Source organism: Streptomyces corchorusii, from assembly GCF_001514055.1.
GTDB classification, from domain to species: Bacteria; Actinomycetota; Actinomycetes; order Streptomycetales; family Streptomycetaceae; genus Streptomyces; species Streptomyces olivaceoviridis.
Map to the genome: position 1 here is coordinate 489,983 of NZ_KQ948352.1, position 14,338 is coordinate 504,320.

Sequence of the window (14,338 nt, forward strand, 5' to 3'; positions counted from 1 at the left end):
GGGTCGTGGTGGAGGCAGCTCGCGCATACCGCGGACCCGGGTCACCGCCCCCGGCCCCCTGGAGGGCGGCCACCTCCGTCGGACCCGCGGGGGCGACGGGTCCATGGCGCGACGCCAGAGGCCGACGTGTCCGTGCGCGTCGGCCCCCGGCGTCGCGGGCTTCCCCGGTCAGTGACCGAAGTCGAACCAGTTCACGTTCACGAAGTCGGCCGGCTGGCCGCTGGTGAAGGTGAGGTAGACGTCGTGCGTGCCGGTCACCGCGCCGATGTTGGCCGGGACCGTCCGCCAGGACTGCCAGCCGCCCGTGTTCGCCACGGCGAAACTGCCGACGGGCGCGTTGCCGCGACTGTCCAGGCGCACCTCGACCAGACCGCTGACCTCGCCGGCCGCACCGCTCGCGACCCGGGCGTAGAACTGCCTCGCCGCCGTGGAGCCGAAGTCGACGCCCTTGTACAGCGCCCAGTCGCCGTTCGCGAGGGACCCGATGTCCTGGCCGCCGCCGCTGTCCGTGGTGGTCTCCGTGACGACGCCGGACTGGCTGTCGTAGGACTCGGCCTGGACGGGGCTGTAGGCGTCCCGGTTGCCGGTCGGCGGGGGAGTGGTGCCGCCGCCCGAAGACCGCAGGACCTGTACGTAGTCGACGACCATCGGGTGGCCCGGCTCGGTCCCGCTGTCCGGTCCGCCGCCGAACGCGGCCGGGAAGCCGCCGCCCATCGCGACGTTGAGGATGAGGAAGTAGCCGTGGTTCGTGGCGTTCGCCCAAGTCGTCGCGTCGACCTGGTTCGCCCGCACCGTGTGGAAGTTGACGCCGTCGAGGTAGAAGCGGATCTCCTCGGGGCTGGTCGAGCGGTCCCACTCCATCGCGTAGGTGTGGAAGCCGGCCTGGCAGGTGCCGCCGGTGCAGGAGGTGGAGTTGCCGATGCCGGAGGTCTCGTTGCAGGGGCCGCCCGGGTTGGTGCCGCAGTGCATCGTGGCCCAGTCGGTGTTCAGGCCCTGGACGTTCTCCATGATGTCCAGCTCGCCGACGCCCGGCCAGTTCCAGTAGTTGCCGCGGAAGGGCGCGCCGAGCATCCAGAACGCCGGCCAGTAGCCCCTCGCGGCGGCGCCGGTGACGTTCGGCATCTGGATGCGCGCCTGGACGCGCAGTTTCCCGCCGGCCGGGGGCTGGAAGTCGGTGCGGGTGGTCTCGATCCGGCCGGAGGTCCAGTTGCCGGAGGCGTCGCGGCGCGGGGTGATGAGCAGGTTGCCGTTCCCGTCGAGCGCGACGTTGCTGGTGCTCGACGTCATCGTCTCGACCTCGCCGGTGCCCCAGTTGGCGGCCCCGCCGGGGTAGGACGTCCCGGTGTCGTACTGCCAGTCGGCCGTGTTGACGCCCGAGCCGGCCGCGCCGTTGAAGTCGTCCGCGAAGACCTGCGTCCAGCCCGAGGGCGGAGCGGGCGCGGAGGCGTCGGCGGGCACGGTGGCGGCCGTGGCGAGGGCCGCGGCCAAGCCGAGCGTGGCGACGGCGGCGGTGAACGCGCGCCGCAGCGGGCGGGATCTGGGGATACCGGAGGATGCGCTCATGGGGAGCCTCTCGGTACGGGTGTGTGCGGGGGTTTGCTGAGAGCGCTCCCAAGCGTGCTGGGCACGCCTGCTTGAGAGCGCTCTCACGGTGCCGCCAATGTGCTCCCCGCCCCTGGGGCCGTCAAGAGTTGAAGCAAGGAAAGTCCTTGCCCGGTACGGCAGTTCACGGGGTGAAGCCGCCCGTACCGGCGCAGACCGCGCTGCCGTTCCGGACGATCACCACGCCTCCCGGCACCGCACTGTCGTGGAACCGGTAGCCGTCCACCGAGCTGTCGCCCCCCCGTCCCCCGCAGCGGGACGCACGGTGCGCACACCTCGGTACCGCGCGGTGCCCCCGGCCGGTCCTCGGCCGTCACCACGCGCAGCGTCAGCCAGGCCGGACCGCCCTCCGCTGACCGCCGCCACGGCAGGGGTACGGCCCCGGTCTCGCCCGGCCGCAGATCCGGCAGCCCGGCGGGGGCGGTCAGCCGGCGGCCGTCGGCCAGGGCAGGCTCCCAGGTGGCCGCCGGCCATCCGAGGCCCCGGACGCGCTGCCGGTCGGTGACCACGATCCCCTCGTGCCGGTGACACCGGACACCGACCGGTGCCGCGCCCTCCTCCTCTCCCCCCCGCGTCGGCGTCACCGCCGTACGCCCCGCGGCGGCCGGGCGCGGCCGTACCGCTGTCGTCCGGCCCCGCGCCCACGGACCCGGCCGGTCGTGCGTCGTCCACGCGCCGCGTGATTCCGTGGCCCCGGGACGCCGGGGTGAAGCCGCCCCGAGGACCCGGCGTTGACCCGATGGCCGCCCGTGGTCGGTGAGCGCCGGTGTGGGTACGGGGTCGTCCCTCAGCGCGGAGGTCTGCGAGAGTGCGGGTGTGAGGAAAGGTGCGGGCGTGAGGCTGACGATTCTGGGCGGCGGCGGATTCCGGGTCCCCCTGGTGTACGGCGCGCTGCTGACCGACCACGCCGAGGGGCGGGTCACCGAGGTCGTCCTGCACGATCTGGACGACCGCCGACTGCACGCGGTGACCCGCGTCCTCGCGGAACAGGCCGCCGGGGTCCCCGACGCGCCCGCGGTGACCGCCACCACCGACCTGGACGCGGCCCTGCGCGGCGCCGACTTCGTCTTCTCCGCCATCCGAGTCGGCGGCCTGGAGGGCAGGGCGGACGACGAACGGGTCGCGCTCGCCGAAGGGGTGCTGGGCCAGGAGACCGTCGGCGCGGGCGGGATCGCCTACGGCCTGCGCACCGTGCCCGTCGCCGTCGACATCGCCCGGCGCGTGGCCCGGCTCGCCCCGGACGCCTGGGTCATCAACTTCACCAACCCGGCCGGGCTGGTCACCGAGGCCATGTCCCGCCACCTGGGCGACCGCGTCATCGGCATCTGCGACTCGCCGGTCGGCCTCGGCCGCCGTATCGCCCGGGTCCTCGGCACCCGCCAGGAACAGGCCTTCGTCGACTACGTCGGGCTCAACCACCTCGGCTGGGTGCGCGGCCTGCGCGTCGCCGGACGCGACGAACTGCCGCGCCTGCTCGGCGATCCCGCGCTGCTCGGGTCCTTCGAGGAGGGCAGGCTGTTCGGCGCCGACTGGCTGCGCTCGCTCGGCGCGATCCCCAACGAGTACCTGCACTACTACTACTTCAACCGGGAGACCGTCCGCGCCTACCAGGAGGCCGGCAAGACCCGCGGCGCCTTCCTCCGCGACCAGCAGGCCCGGTTCTACGAGGAGGCGGCCGACCCCGCCGTCTCCGCCCTGCGCGCCTGGGACCGCACCCGCGCCGAGCGCGAGGCGACCTACATGGCCGAGAACCGGGAGAGCGCCGGCGCGGGCGAACGCGAGGCCGAGGACCTGTCCGGCGGGTACGAGAAGGTCGCCCTCGCCCTGATGCGGGCCATCGCCCGCGACGAACGCGCCACCCTGATCCTCAACGTCCGCAACCGCTCCACCCTCTCCGCCCTGGACGCCGACGCGGTCGTCGAGGTCCCGTGCCTGGTGGACGCGAGCGGGGCCCACCCGTTCGCCGCCGATCCGCTGCCCGGCCACGCCACCGGCCTGGTGTGCGCGGTCAAGGCCGTCGAGCGGGAGGTGCTCGCCGCCGCCGCGTCGGGTTCCCGGGCGTCTGCCGTGACGGCCTTCGCGCTGCATCCGCTGGTCGACTCGGTCACCGTCGCCCGCAGACTGGTCGAGCGCTACACCGAGGTCCACCCCGGTCTGGCGTACCTCGCATGAGAACGGAGGGCCGCTCCGCCGAGCGGCCCTCCGCGTCACCTCAGGGGCGCGTCAGCCGGTGAAGCCGGCCGTGATCGAGGTGAACTGCCAGTTGTTCTGGCTGATCCCGGAGCAGTTCTCGGCGACACCGCCGCCCGGGCAGGGCCGGTCGCGGTTGACCGACCAGAAGGCCAGCCGCGCGATGTGGTGCGAGTTCGCCCAGTCCCGGATCTGCGTCCAGATCGCGGGAGTCGTCGACTCCTGCTGGTCGGACAGGCCGTTCATGCCGGAGATGCCGATGTGCGCGTAGGCGGTGGCGTCGTCCCAGCCGAAGGTGGACTTCAGCTTGTTCTTCAGCCCCTCCGCCGCGTTCACCGTGTTGCCGTACATGTCCGAGCCGCCGCCGAAGTCGAACGGCATGATGGTGAACACGTCGATGTTCGCGCCCAGCGCCTGCGCCTGCTCGATGAGCCGGTTGCCGTAGTACGTCGGCCCGGTGGTGGACGTGCCGAACGTGACGATGGTCTTCAGGCCGGGGTTGTTGGCCTTGACCGTCTTCAGCGCGGTGAGGATCCTCGCCTGGACGGCCTCGTTCTCGAACTCGTCGGTGTTCTCGATGTCGAAGTCGATGGCCTTCAGGCCGTAGGCGTCGACCACCTTCTGGATCGCCCCGGCGAGCGCGCTCGCGGAGGAGCAGTTGGCGCCGAGCTTGCTGCCCGACCAGCCGCCGAACGACGGCACGATGTCACCGCCGGCGGACCGGATCTGGTTGATCGCCGACTGGTCCACGCCGCCGGTCAGCGGCCGGCTGCCGTCCCAGGCCGGGGTGCAGCCGCCGGAGTCCAGCACGAACGCCATCGTGAACCACTTGGCCCCGGTCGCGTTCATCACCGTGGTCGGGTTCGGCGGATCGCCCCAGCCCTGGTACAGGTACGGCGCTGCCTGCTTGAAGCCGGTGCCGCCGCCGGTGCCCGCGTCGGTCGTCACGGTGACGGAGTTGGAGGCCGGCGAGGCGTTCCCGGCCGCGTCCCGCGCCTTCACGGTGAAGGTGTAACTGGTGCTCGGCGACAGCCCGCTGACCGTGGCCGACGTACCGGAGACGCTCAGGAGCTGGTTGGCCCCGCTGTAGATGTCGTACGCCGTCACGCCCGTGTTGTCCGTGGCCGCGTTCCACTTCAGCGACACGCTCGACGACGTCTTGCCGGTGGAGGTGAGCCCGCTCGGCGCGGTCGGCGCCTGGGTGTCACCGCCGCCCCCGCCGCCCGGGCCGTCCAGGCCGATGTCGTCGGCGTAGTAGGTGCCCTGGCCGTACCAGCCGTGCACATAGATGGTGGCGCTCGTCTGCGAGGCGCCGGTGGTGAAGGAGACGCTGAGCTGGCTGTACGCCGACGGGGACGACGTCCAGGTGGACGCGCCGCCGTTGACGCCCAGGTACACGTAACTGCCGCGCACCCAGCCGCTGAGGCTGTACGTCGTGTTCGGCTGCACGGCGACCGTCTGGCTGCACTGCGCGTTGTCGCTGGACGTCACCGCGCCCTGGAGCGCCTTGGCGCCGCCGTGCACGGGGGAGGAGACGACCGAACCGAGGTTGCCGGTGCAGGTCCAGGGGGAGAGGCCGCCGGACTCGAAGCCGGGGTTGGTGAGGATGTTGGCCGCGTGGGCCGTACCGGGGAGGGCGATGGCCCCGCCGACCGCGAGGGCGGCGGAGCCGAGCAGGGCGAGGAGCCGGCGTCTGGAACGCCCGAGTGTGTCGCGCACGCGATCTCCCTGTCAGGGGTGGGGTGTTCGGGAGTGCTGGGGAGTGCGGAAGCGTTGCGTCAACGAATTTGGTATGGACCAATCCGCCCTGTCAAGGAGAAGAGCGGAATTGGTCCATACCGGTGGGCGCCGGCGTTCCGGACGGGGCGCCGGGAACCGCGCGACGAGCCACGACGGGCCCGCGGCCGGCCGGTGACTAGAGCGGCAGTACCTCGCCCGCCGAAGCCGCCTGCACGGGCGCCGGCACCACGGGCAGCAGGACCTCGGACTCCACCCGTTGCCGCGGAAGCGTCGCGGGCGCCAGCGGACGCGGCCCCGAGACCACCGTGTAGTCCTGCCCCAGGAACGGCGGCTCGATGACTCCGGGGTCCTCGCCCAGCGCCAGCTGCACCGCGGCCCACGGCGCGTTCACCCCGCAGAGCGACAGCTGGTGCAGGCCGCCGGCGGGCCTCGTGTTGACGTCCAGCAGCACCGGCCGGTCGCCGAGCATCCGGAACTGGATGTTGGACAGGTGGTGCAGTCCGAAGCCCTCCGCGATCAGCCGGGCCGGCGCCAGCCACCGCTCGTCCAGGGTGAAGCCCCGGCGGCGGCCGTTCTTGGTGCGGCCCACCGCGAGCCGGACCCGGTTGTCCGGCCCGGTCAGGCAGTCGACGGACACCTCGGGCTGCTCCAGGCGCGGCATCACCAGCCAGTCCACGGGCTCCTCGGCCCGCCGCAGCGCCTCCACGACCAGGTCCAGCTGGACGTACGGGCCCGGGAAGCCGGTCAGGTGCGTGAGCGAGAAGGGGGCCCGGGTGATCATCCGGAAGCCGACCCCGCCCGCGCCGGCAGTCGGCTTGAAGCACGCCCGGTGCCCGTCCGCCTCCAACTCCTCGACCGCGGAGACGAGTTGGTCCGCCGTGCGGACCCGGCGCCACGGCGGCACCGGGACGCCCACCGAGCGGACCGCCGCGTACGCGACCGCCTTGTCCTCGAACACGGCGACCGCCTCGGGCGTCGGTGCCAGCAGCGCCGTACCGGCCGCCGCGAACTCGGCCCGGTGCGCCACGATCGCGGCCTGGTGCAGCCGGGGCACGAACACGTCGATGCCGCGCCGGGCGCACTGGTCGAGGGCGTACTCGACGTACGCGGCCGGGGACAGGCCCTCCGGCTCCAGCTCGGCGGTGTCGGCGGCGGCCAGCACGGGGGAGTCCGGGTCGCCGTGCGTGGCGTGGATCTCGACCGCGCGGTCGCTGGGATTTCTCCGCAGCTGATCCATGAAGAACACGTTCTCCGAGTACGTGCGGTTGAGCCAGACGCGTACGCGAGAGGGCATGCAGGCCGCCTTTCGGGTGTGCGGGCAGGGCGGAGCGGCCCGTGCCCGGGCAGAGGGAGGAAGGGTCACCAAACAGCCCCGGAACAAGGGGGGTTGAGGGCGCTGGTGTTGGGGCGATCATACGGCTTTCCAAGGGTCCCCCGTGCAACGCGGGTGTTACGGATTCGCGGGCCGCCCGGTCAGGCATTCGCGGGTCGTCCAGTCACGCATTCCCGGGCCGTCCCGGGCCGGACGCGCGGCCGTCTCGCCCCGGTCGCGCGCGGGGCGGACCGGGCCCGGATCGCGACACGCGGCGGGGGGGAACCTCTTGTCCGGTGCCCGGGGCATGTGTTCTCGTTGTGTCATCGGATGATCGGAAGGGGTGTGCGGGGTGGAGTCGACGGCCGGGGCCGGACAGCTTCTGGCCATCAGTGATCTCCACATCGGGTATCCGGACAACCGCGCCCTGATCGACGGCATGCACCCCGAGAGCGACGACGACTGGCTGATCGTGGCCGGTGACGTCGCGGAGACCGTCGCCGACATCCGCTGGGCCCTCGGCACGCTCGCGAGCCGCTTCGGCAAGGTGCTGTGGGCGCCCGGGAACCACGAACTGTGGACCCATCCGAGCGATCCGGTCACCCTGCGTGGCGTCGCCCGCTACGAGCACCTGGTCGAGGTGTGCCGCGAGCTCGGCGTCGTCACCCCCGAGGACCCCTACCCCGTGTGGCGCGGCGCGGGCGGCCCGGCCGTCGTGGCCCCGCTCTTCCTGCTCTACGACTACTCGTACCTGCCGGCCGGCTCCGCCACCAAGGCGGAGGGCCTGGCCTACGCGGAGAGCACGGGCATCGTCTGCAACGACGAGTTCCTGCTGCACCCCGACCCCTACCCGACCCGTGAGGCGTGGTGCCGGGCGCGGGTCGCCGAGACCGAGCGCAGGCTGTCCGAGCTGCCCGCGGACCTGCCGACCGTGCTGGCCGGGCACTGGCCGCTGGACCGGCACCCCACCGAGGTCCTGTGGCACCCCGAGTTCGCCATGTGGTGCGGCACCACGCTGACCGCCGACTGGCACCGCCGGTTCCGGGTCGCCACCGCGGTCTACGGCCATCTGCACATCCCCCGCACCACCTGGCACGACGGAGTCCGCTTCATGGAGGTCTCCGTGGGATACCCCCGCGAGTGGCGCAAGCGTCCGGATCCGCCGGGAAGGCTGCGCCGCGTCCTGCCGATGGAGGTCGAAGCAGGTGATCGAGGAGCTGCTCCCGGAGTCGGTCGTGGCCGTGGAGGCGCGCGCTGACGACCCGCTGTGGGACTCCCCGCTCTACCCGGCGGAGGAGGCGCTCGTCGTGCGCGCGGTGGCCAAGCGGCGCCGTGAGTTCGCGGCCGTCCGGGGCTGCGCCCGGCGCGCCATGGAGAAGCTCGGCGTGCCGCCGCAGCCCGTGCTCACCGGTGAGCGGGGGGCCCCGCGCTGGCCGGACGGGCTGCTCGGCAGCATGACCCACTGCGACGGCTACTGCGCCGCCGCGCTGGTCCGCGCCACCGACCTCGCCTCCCTGGGCATAGACGCCGAACCGCACGGGCCGCTGCCGGAAGGGGTGGGCTCCTCCGTCTTCCTGCCCGCCGAGGCCGAGCGCCTCGACCGGCTGGCCGCGCGGTGGCCCGCCGTGCACTGGGACCGGCTGCTGTTCAGCGCCAAGGAGTCCGTCTACAAGGCGTGGTTCCCGCTCACCCGCATGTGGCTGGACTTCTCCGAGGCCGACATCACCGTGCGGCCGGACGCCGAGGGCGAACCGTCCGGCTCCCTGCGCGCCGAGCTCCTCGTCCCCGGCCCCGTGATCGGCGGGCACCGGCTCCAGTCCTTCGAGGGCCGGTGGACCGTACGGCACGGCGTGGTGGCCACGTCGGTGGTCATACCGCACCCCGCCCCACGCCCCTGACAGCCGGTGCCACCCGGCCCGCACCGCCACCGTCGCCCCGTCGTCCGGGTGACGGCGGCGGCGCCGGGCCGTCACGACGCTCACACGGGCCGGCACCAGTCGCGCAGGAGCCGGAAGAACTCCGCCTCGTTGCCCGCGAGCCCCGCCCGGGCCAGCGCCTGTTCCGCCTCCGCGAGCACGACGGGCGGGACGACGGCGGGCCGGTCCTGCTCCGGCGGCCCGTCGAAGGCGGCGCGCACCGTGTGCAGCAGACGCAGGTAGGCCTGTACGGCGGTACGCTCGCGGTCGGTCAGTACGGCGGTGGGCATCGGTCGGCTCTCCCCGAGTAGGCGTCACGGTCACGCGCCCTGCGGCGCCGTGCACCGCGTCGTACGGCGCACACTCCCAGCTTGCCGCCCACCACTGACAACGCCGCCCGGCCCCGCGCCGGTTAGCCCGCTTAGCCGAGGCGGAACCGCCCCCGATCACCCCGTACGACCTGCCGCCCGACCCGACGAAACGTTTCTCAACTTCCGCGCGTCACACTCCGCTCCGGTGCGGCGAGGTGCCGCTCCCCGCGGCCCCGGCGCCGACTCGACCCCGCGCGCCGCAGGACCGCCCGCCCGGCGACCCCGGTCCGGTTCAGCCCTGCGGACCCGGGTACCCCAGCGACGCCTCGATGCGGCCGGCCACGCCGTCCCGCTGCACCGGCCCGCGCGACCCCGAACCGGTCAGCCACGTACGGCACTTGCTGGCCAGCAGCAGCCCGAACGTCTCGGCGTCCCGCTCCTCGGCGACGTCGAAGCGGCTGCGGGCCGCGACGCGTTGCACCGCCGCCTGGAGCGCTTCCTGGTCGGTGTGGTCGCTCAGCAGCCGGGTCGCGGTGCCGACGCCGTCCATGTGGAGCCCGCAGTGGTCGGCCTGCATGTGCCACAGCTCGTGGCCCAGGATCACCAACTGGTGCTCGGGCGCGGTGCGTTCTTCCACCACGACGACGTCCCGGTCGGTCAGGTCCAGCCACAGCCCGCTGGCCGTGCCGGGCGGGAAGGCGACCGTGCGGAAGTGCACCGGACGGCCGCGCCGGTGGCTCATCGCCCCGCACAGCGCGCGGTACAGCTCGTCCGGAGGCGCGGGCACGGACAGCGTGAGCCCGCCCACCAGTTCGTTGCACAGCCGGCGCATGTCCCTGCCGATGCCCACAGTTCTCCCCCGGCTCACGACTCGGGTCGCTTGACGCTCTCCAGGAGCATGTCGAGCCACTCAGCGACCTTGTCCCGGTGCTGGTCGGTGGGCAACTGCGCGGCGCGCCAGGCGATTCCGCGCACGCCGTGGTCCTGCAACAGCCGCTCCAGCGGATCCTCCGGGTCCTCGGCGGCGGCCCGCTCCCGGTCCGCGAGCTTCTGCAACAGCTCCTGCTCGGTGCGTTGCAGCGCCCCCGCCAGCGCCTCGGGGTCCTCCGCGGTGAGGAAGCCGGCGTGCACCCGGAAGAAGCGCTGGAGGGCGTCGCAGTGCTCCATGGTGGGCCGCCGGTCGCCGTTGATGAGGGCGCCGGCCTGCTGCCGTGACATGCCCGCGCCGTCGGCGATCTCCTGCTGGGTGTACCGGCGTCCGCCCGGCTTCAGCCGGGTACGGCGCAGCAGGTCCAGGCGTTGCAGGAAGCGGGCCTGGACGTCCGGCTCGCCCGCGGGCCGACCGCTGAGCAGAGCCTTGACCACCGGCTCCGGCACGCCGCAGGCGGTCGAGAGCCGCCCCACGTCGAAGACCTCGGCGTGCGGGACGCCGAGGCGGTCGGCGAGCGCGGTGACGCGGGCGACGACGGCCGGCAGCTGGGCGGTCGCCGAGGCGCCCGGATCCTCGTAGCCATCCGTCACCGACAGAACTCCTACGTCTCTAGAGGGCTTCAGATGCGTCCGTGCTTCTCACGAGCGATCGGCGTGAACTCCCGGAGAGTATCGGGTGTCTCGAACTCACATCCAGGTGTCGCCACAACTGTGGCGAATTTCAGCCGCCGACCGGCACGAAATGCCACGATAGTTGACATGGCTCTTGCCTGGGCAGCAGGATCGCATCGCCGCGAGAAAGGCCGCAGAGGCAAGAGGGGTGACCTCCCGATGGCATATCAGGCAGGAGGGCAGCGGCCGGCACCGCGGCCCGTCCCCGACACCTGCGAGATCCAGGCGTACCTCCAGGACTACGGAGCGCTGCTGGAGTCGCAGTCCTGCCCGTCCCTGGTCGTCGACCACCACTGGAACGTGGTCATGGCCAACAGCGCGTTCGAGACACTTTTCCACGGGGTGCGCCCCCACCCCACGGCCATGCCGGGGGAGAACTTCCTCCGGTTCGTGCTCTTCCACCCCGACGCCGGCGAGGTCCTCGGCGAGCACGAGCCCGGCTGGTGCCTGCCGATGCTGGCCCAGCTCCGCACCGCCCTGGAGACCCACGGGCACGACCACGACCTCCAGGCGGTCCGCCGGGAGATCGCCCAGGACCCGATCATGGAGGCCGCCTACCGGCAGGGCCTGCCGCACTGGATACGGGCCGTCGGCGAGGCCGCGACCCGCCTCGACGGCGCCGTACGCCTCCTGCACCACCCGGACCCGCGGCGCGGGCGCACCGAGTGCCGCATCGTCGAGGAGATCCCGCAGCCGCTGCGGGAGCTGGGCTACCGGCGTCTGACGATGGTCCTGCGCGATCCCCGCCGGCCCGCCGTGCCGGTGCGCCGCCCGCGCCGCCCGCGGGACGCCGCCTCGCACCTGACGGTCGTGCCGTCCACGGAGGACTGACCCGGCACCGCCGGCGTTCAGGTCGCCGACGGCGCCGGGCCGGCACACGGGCTCCCCGCGGGGGCCGAGCGGCACGGCCGTCGCCCACTCGCGCACACCGCGGGTTCCTCGTGCCGCCGACTCCGCGCGCACGCCGCCGATTCCTCGCGGGCAGCCACCGGTTCCTCGTACCGATCCCCGGTTCCTCGTACCGACACCGACTCCGCGCGCACCTCACAGTTCCTTGCGCGAACCCCGACCCCTTGCGAACCCCACCGCTCCCTGCGTGACCCCCGACTCGTACGGCGCGTCTCCGCCCCCTGTGCGGCCAACGCAAGCCGCTTGCGTCATTTGCGCTACTCTTGCGCTCATGACGCGACGACTTGCGGAAGTGGCGAAGAAGGTCGGGGTCAGCGAGGCCACGGTCAGCCGGGTCCTCAACGGCAAGCCCGGAGTCTCCGAAGCCACCCGGCAGGCGGTGCTGACCGCTCTGGACGTCCTCGGGTACGAGCGCCCCACCCAGCTGCGCGGTGAGCGCGCCCGGCTCGTCGGTCTGGTCCTGCCCGAGTTGCAGAACCCCATCTTCCCGGCGTTCGCGGAGGTCATCGGCGGTGCCCTGGCCCAGCTCGGGCTGACCCCGGTGCTGTGCACGCAGACCAAGGGCGGCGTGTCGGAGGCGGACTACGTCGAGCTGCTGCTCCAGCAGCAGGTCTCCGGCGTCGTGTTCGCCGGCGGCCTGTACGCCCAGGCGGACGCGCCGCACGACCACTACCGGCTGCTCGCCGAGCGCAACATCCCGGTCGTGCTGGTCAACGCGGCCATCGAACACCTCGGCTTCCCCGGCGTGTCCTGCGACGACGCCGTCGCCGTCGAGCAGGCCTGGCGCCACCTGGCCTCCCTCGGCCACGAGCGCATCGGGCTGGTGCTCGGCCCCGGCGACCACGTGCCGTCGGCGCGCAAGCTGGCCGCCGCCCGGGCGATCGCCGGCGCGCTGCCGGACGAGTTCGTCGCGCGGGCCATCTTCTCCATCGAGGGCGGCCACGCCGCCGCCGCGCGCCTGATCGACCGGGGCGTCACCGGCATCATCTGCGCCTCGGACCCGCTGGCGCTCGGCGCCGTCCGGGCGGCGCGCCGCAAGGGGTACGGCGTCCCGGGCCGGATCTCGGTCGTCGGCTACGACGACTCGGCGTTCATGAACTGCACCGAGCCCCCGCTGACCACCGTCCGCCAGCCCATCGAGGCCATGGGACGCGCGGCCGTGGAGCTGCTGAACGCGCAGATCGGGGGCACCGCCGTACCCGCCGAGGAGCTGCTGTTCGAGCCGGAGCTGGTGGTGCGCGGCTCCACCGCGCAAGCCCCACGCGACTGAGCTCCGGAAGATCCAGCCTGCTGTCGAACAATTGCAGATTCTGCGCGACATCTTGCGGACCGATGTCGGCGGTGCTTGAGTGTGCGACGCCCACCGCTCCTGCCATGAGTGCCATGAGGGGTCCACCGATGAGACACACCGGGTTCCGCCGTACCATCCTCGCGATCGGCGTCTGTTCCTCCCTCGCCCTCGCCGCCACCGCCTGCGGGTCCGGTGACGACGGTTCGGCGAGCGGCAAGACCCGCATCACCGTCAACTGCGAACCGCCCCGGAGCGCCAAGCTCGACCGCTCCTTCTTCGAGGCGGACATCGCGGCCTTCGAGGAGGCCAACCCGGACATCGACGTCGTCGCGCACGACGCCTTCCCCTGCCAGGACCCGAAGACCTTCGACGCCAAGCTGGCCGGCGGCCAGATGGAGGACGTCTTCTACACGTACTTCACGGACGCCCGGCACGTCGTCGACATCCGCCAGGCCGCCGACCTCACCCCGTACCTGAAGGAACTCAAGAACTACGACAGCATCCAGAAGCAGCTGCGGGACATCTACACCGTCGACGGGAAGGTCTACGGCATCCCGCGCACCGGGTACTCCATGGGGCTGGTCTACAACCGCGCGCTCTTCCGGAAGGCCGGCCTGGATCCCGACAAGCCCCCGGCGACCTGGGACGAGGTCCGCGCCGCCGCCAAGAGGATCGCCGCCCTCGGCGACGGCACCGTCGGCTACGCCGACTACAGCGCGCAGAACCAGGGCGGCTGGCACTTCACGGCCGAGCTGTACTCCCAGGGCGGCGACGTCGTCAGCGCGGACGGCAAGAAGGCCACCATCGACACCCCCGAGGGCCGCGCCGTCCTGCGGAACCTGCACGACATGCGGTGGACCGACGACTCCATGGGCAGCAAGCAGCTCCTCGTCATCAACGACGCGCAGCAGATGATGGGTTCGGGCAAGCTCGGCATGTACCTCGCCGCCCCCGACAACATCCCGATCCTCGTCAAGGAGAAGGGCGGCAACTACAAGGACCTCGCCCTGGCCCCCATGCCGGGCGGCAAGGGCACCCTCATCGGCGGCGACGGCTACATGTTCAACAAGAAGGCCACGCCCGCCCAGATCCGCGCCGGCCTGAAGTGGCTCGACCACATGTTCCTCACCCCCGGCAAGGGCTTCCTCGGCGACTACGCGCGCGCCAAGAAGCACGACGCCCCCGTCGGCCTGCCCGAGCCGCGCCTGTTCACCGGCGCCGCCGACGCCACCGACCAGCGGGTGAAGAAGGCCAACGCCAACGTCCCGGTGGAGAACTACCAGGCGTTCCTCGACGGCAACCACAAGCTCCAGCTGAAGATCGAGCCGCCGCACGCCCAGCAGATCTACTCCGTCCTCGACGGCACCGTATCCGCCGTCCTGACCAAGAAGGACGCCGACATCGACCAGCTCCTCAAGGAGGCGTCCGGCAAGATCGACAGCATTCTGGCCCGGAGCTGACCGCC

Annotated in this window: 13 protein-coding genes; 6 read left to right on the forward strand and 7 right to left on the reverse strand. The window is 72.6% G+C overall.

Translation table 11 applies throughout. The features are described from left to right. Nucleotides 1–168: 168 nt before the first annotated feature. Nucleotides 169–1,563: a glycoside hydrolase family 16 protein gene (locus tag AQJ11_RS06335; RefSeq protein WP_059262160.1), complete on the reverse strand. Its 1,395-nt coding sequence runs from the start codon at nt 1,561–1,563 to the stop codon at nt 169–171. Between the two features lie 83 nt (nt 1,564–1,646). Continuing rightward, nucleotides 1,647–2,525 carry a DUF4981 domain-containing protein gene (locus AQJ11_RS50805; RefSeq protein ID WP_244218129.1) on the reverse strand — a complete coding sequence of 293 codons (879 nt, stop codon included), beginning with the start codon at nt 2,523–2,525 and terminating at the stop codon, nt 1,647–1,649. On the opposite strand from AQJ11_RS50805, the gene AQJ11_RS06340 reads away from it, so the two are divergent. Beyond that, the gene (locus tag AQJ11_RS06340) at nt 2,437–3,774 is read left to right on the forward strand and encodes a 6-phospho-beta-glucosidase (protein ID WP_059262161.1); all 1,338 of its coding nucleotides are present in this window, start codon (nt 2,437–2,439) and stop codon (nt 3,772–3,774) included. The two genes, AQJ11_RS50805 and AQJ11_RS06340, sit on opposite strands and share 89 nt — an antisense overlap. Before the next feature lie 51 nt (nt 3,775–3,825). Here AQJ11_RS06340 and AQJ11_RS06345 read toward each other — a convergent pair whose 3' ends face one another. Next, nucleotides 3,826–5,511, reverse strand: a complete 1,686-nt coding sequence (locus AQJ11_RS06345) for a carbohydrate binding domain-containing protein (protein WP_014676134.1) — start codon at nt 5,509–5,511, stop codon at nt 3,826–3,828. Nucleotides 5,512–5,707: 196 nt separating this feature from the next. Continuing rightward, on the reverse strand, nt 5,708–6,826 hold the full coding sequence (locus AQJ11_RS06350; protein WP_059262162.1) for an ATP-grasp domain-containing protein: 1,119 nt from the start codon (nt 6,824–6,826) through the stop codon (nt 5,708–5,710). Nucleotides 6,827–7,196: 370 nt separating this feature from the next. On the opposite strand from AQJ11_RS06350, the gene AQJ11_RS06355 reads away from it, so the two are divergent. Beyond that, nucleotides 7,197–8,102 (forward strand): metallophosphoesterase family protein, encoded by a 906-nt coding sequence (locus AQJ11_RS06355; RefSeq protein ID WP_014676136.1) that lies wholly within the window; start codon nt 7,197–7,199, stop codon nt 8,100–8,102. Continuing rightward, a complete protein-coding gene (locus AQJ11_RS06360; protein WP_041665563.1) occupies nt 8,050–8,742 on the forward strand; it encodes a 4'-phosphopantetheinyl transferase family protein in 693 nt (230 codons plus the stop codon). Before AQJ11_RS06355 ends, AQJ11_RS06360 begins: the two co-directional genes overlap by 53 nt. Nucleotides 8,743–8,822: 80 nt before the next feature. On the opposite strand, the gene AQJ11_RS06365 is transcribed toward AQJ11_RS06360, so the two are convergent. The 3 genes from AQJ11_RS06365 to AQJ11_RS06375 form a co-directional block, all read right to left on the reverse strand. Beyond that, complete coding sequence (locus AQJ11_RS06365; RefSeq protein WP_014676138.1) at nt 8,823–9,050, reverse strand: hypothetical protein; 228 nt, start codon at nt 9,048–9,050, stop codon at nt 8,823–8,825. 313 nt (nt 9,051–9,363) lie between these two features. Then, the gene (locus AQJ11_RS06370; protein ID WP_059262163.1) at nt 9,364–9,921 is read right to left on the reverse strand and encodes a hypothetical protein; all 558 of its coding nucleotides are present in this window, start codon (nt 9,919–9,921) and stop codon (nt 9,364–9,366) included. Between the two features lie 14 nt (nt 9,922–9,935). Next, complete coding sequence (locus AQJ11_RS06375; RefSeq protein ID WP_014676140.1) at nt 9,936–10,592, reverse strand: helix-turn-helix domain-containing protein; 657 nt, start codon at nt 10,590–10,592, stop codon at nt 9,936–9,938. Nucleotides 10,593–10,832: 240 nt separating this feature from the next. Between AQJ11_RS06375 and AQJ11_RS06380 the strand changes: the two genes are divergently transcribed. The 3 genes from AQJ11_RS06380 to AQJ11_RS06390 all read left to right on the forward strand — a co-directional run bounded on the left by AQJ11_RS06380 (nt 10,833) and on the right by AQJ11_RS06390 (nt 14,333). Beyond that, nucleotides 10,833–11,504 (forward strand): MmyB family transcriptional regulator, encoded by a 672-nt coding sequence (locus AQJ11_RS06380; RefSeq protein WP_014676141.1) that lies wholly within the window; start codon nt 10,833–10,835, stop codon nt 11,502–11,504. Between the two features lie 349 nt (nt 11,505–11,853). Then, the gene (locus tag AQJ11_RS06385; RefSeq protein ID WP_175252317.1) at nt 11,854–12,852 is read left to right on the forward strand and encodes a LacI family DNA-binding transcriptional regulator; all 999 of its coding nucleotides are present in this window, start codon (nt 11,854–11,856) and stop codon (nt 12,850–12,852) included. Between the two features lie 128 nt (nt 12,853–12,980). Then, complete coding sequence (locus AQJ11_RS06390; RefSeq protein ID WP_059262164.1) at nt 12,981–14,333, forward strand: ABC transporter substrate-binding protein; 1,353 nt, start codon at nt 12,981–12,983, stop codon at nt 14,331–14,333. Nucleotides 14,334–14,338 lie beyond the last annotated feature (5 nt).

Bases quoted from the DNA above. Each gene is read 5' to 3' on its own strand.
- AQJ11_RS06350 (WP_059262162.1), bottom strand. From the start codon at position 6,826: ATGCCCTCTCGCGTACGCGTCTGGCTCAACCGCACGTACTCGGAGAAC.
- AQJ11_RS06335 (WP_059262160.1), bottom strand. From the start codon at position 1,563: ATGAGCGCATCCTCCGGTATCCCCAGATCCCGCCCGCTGCGGCGCGCG.
- AQJ11_RS06380 (WP_014676141.1), top strand. From the start codon at position 10,833: ATGGCATATCAGGCAGGAGGGCAGCGGCCGGCACCGCGGCCCGTCCCC.
- AQJ11_RS06365 (WP_014676138.1), bottom strand. From the start codon at position 9,050: ATGCCCACCGCCGTACTGACCGACCGCGAGCGTACCGCCGTACAGGCC.
- AQJ11_RS06390 (WP_059262164.1), top strand. From the start codon at position 12,981: ATGAGACACACCGGGTTCCGCCGTACCATCCTCGCGATCGGCGTCTGT.
- AQJ11_RS06385 (WP_175252317.1), top strand. From the start codon at position 11,854: ATGACGCGACGACTTGCGGAAGTGGCGAAGAAGGTCGGGGTCAGCGAG.